The 2,104-nt window shown below is 77.0% G+C and carries 1 protein-coding gene and 2 pseudogenes; all 3 read left to right on the top strand.

Annotated features, from left to right (window positions below; genetic code table 11):
* Positions 1 to 786 (top strand): annotated as a pseudogene (locus H1A17_RS33980) (class I SAM-dependent methyltransferase); the annotation flags it as partial.
* A gap of 83 nt (positions 787 to 869) precedes the next feature.
* Positions 870 to 1,598: a cytidylyltransferase domain-containing protein gene (locus H1A17_RS33975; RefSeq protein ID WP_145922662.1), complete on the top strand. Its 729-nt coding sequence runs from the start codon at positions 870 to 872 to the stop codon at positions 1,596 to 1,598.
* Positions 1,595 to 2,104: pseudogene (locus tag H1A17_RS33970) on the top strand (spore coat protein); the annotation flags it as partial. The gene H1A17_RS33975 and the pseudogene H1A17_RS33970, both read left to right, overlap by 4 nt.

Raw genomic sequence — 2,104 nt, 5'->3', positions numbered from 1 at the left:
CCGGTGCCGCCGGGACGGCTGCTGCGCACCGTGCTGCTCGACGGCTGCCTGCGCCGCGACCTGGACGCCCTGCGCCGGCTGCTGCGCGGCTACGCGGGGTGGCTCGCCGGGCAGGCCGACCCGGACGGGCGGCTCACCGGCGCGGCGGCGCTGGCCGACCCGGACACCGTGGTCGTGGACGGGGACGCCTTCGCGGTGCTCGACCCGAGCTGGCGGGCCAGCGAGCCGCTGCCCGTGGAGGTGACGCTGGCCCGGGGGCTGTGGCGGTTCGCGGTCACCCTGCTCACCGGCGGCTACGCCCACCCGTGGCCGTCCACCCTGGACGTCGCCGGGTTGACCGTGGTCCTCGGCGGCGTCGCCGGGCACGACCTGGACCGGGCCACCGTCGACACGGCCGTGGAGACCGAGGCGGCGGTCGCCGCCGCGCTGCGCGGCCTGGACGCCGACGGGCGGGGGACGCTCGCCACCGAACTGCGGGCGGTCACCCCCACCGACCCGCCCGCCGGGCCGCGCAGCTACCAGCAGATGCGGGAAGCCTGGGTACGCCAGCGGGAGGAGCTGACCCGGCTGGCCGCCCTGCTGAAGTGGACCGAGGAGCTGCTCACCTCGCGGGAACGGGCGCTGCGCCGCGCCGACGCCACGATCAACCTGCTCAGCGGCTCGCTCAGTTACCGGGTGGGCCGGCTCGCCATCACCCCGGCCCGGCTGGCGAAGCGGGGTGCGCGGGCGGCCAAGCGGCGGGCCCGCGAGGCCCTCGGCCCGAAGCCGCAGGAGGAGCAGCAGTGACCGCCCCGGCCACCCCGCCGACGGGCCGGCCCGGCAGCGCGGAGGTCCCCGGACGGGACGCGGCCGGGTCGCCCGGCTGCGACCTGCGGATCGTCGGGATCGTGCAGGCCCGGATGGGTTCGTCGCGGCTGCCCGGCAAGGTGCTGCGCCCGCTGGCCGGACGCACCGTGCTCGGCCGGGTGGTCCGGGCCGCCCGGGACAGCGGGGTCCTCGCCGACCTGGTGGTCGCCACCAGCGTCGACCCCGTCGACGACGCGGTGGTCGCCGAGTGCGCACGGCTCGACGTGCCCGTGCACCGGGGGCCGGTGGACGACGTGCTGAGCCGCTTCGTCGGCGCGCTCGACGCCCACCCGGGCGACGCCGTGATGCGGTTCACCGCCGACTGCCCGCTGCTCGACCCGGAGATCGTCACCCTGGTGGCGACGGTCTACCGGGCCGTCCCCGGGCTCGACTACGCCAGCACCTCGATCGCGCGTACCCTGCCCCGGGGGCTGGACGTGGAGATCATCCGGGCGGACGCGCTGCGTACCCTGGACCGGCTCGCCACCGACCACCACCGGGTGCACGTCACGTCCTTCGCGTACGCCCATCCGGAGCTGTTCCGGGTGCTCGGGGTGACCCTCACCCCGGACCGGTCCGCGCTGCGGCTCACCCTCGACACCGACCGGGACTGGGCGCTGGTCCGCGCCGTCGTCGACCACTTCGGCGACGTCAGCGTGCCGCTGGCGAAACTCGCCGACTGGCTGGACGGGCGGCCCGAACTGCGTACCCTCAACTCCTCGGTACGCCAGAAGCGGCTGGAGGAGTCCTGAACCCACCACGGATCGGGCTGCGCTGCGACGCCGGCCCGGACACCGGCGTCGGGCACCTGGTGCGGTGCCTGGCCCTGGGCGAGGAGTTCCTGGCCCGGGGTGCCCGGGTCGAGCTGTTCGGCACGGTCGACCGGGTCGGCTGGGCCGCCGCCCACCTGGCCGCGTGCGGCATCCCGGTCCACCCCGGCCCGGACACCCCCGCCGGGCTGGTCGAGGCGGCCCGTACGCACGCCCTCGACGCGTTCGTGCTCGACTCGTACGAGCTGGACCCGGCCGGGGCCGGGGCGCTGCGGGCGGCCGGCGTGCTCACCCTGGCGATCGTCGACGGCGACACCCGGGGCCAGGACGCCGACCTCTACCTGGACCAGAACTTCGGCGCGGACACCCCCGACGGGCAGCCCACCGCCGGCGCACCCGGCGACGGGCGGCTGCTGGCCGGGGTCCGGTACGCGCTGCTGCGCGACGCGGTGACCGCCGCTCGGCCGGCCGCCAGATCGGAAGAGCGT

Origin of the sequence: Micromonospora sp. S-DT3-3-22 (genome assembly GCF_015354745.1) — a bacterium.
Taxonomy (GTDB): domain Bacteria; phylum Actinomycetota; class Actinomycetes; order Mycobacteriales; family Micromonosporaceae; genus Micromonospora; species Micromonospora wenchangensis.
This window is presented reverse-complemented; position numbering and strand designations above follow the sequence as displayed.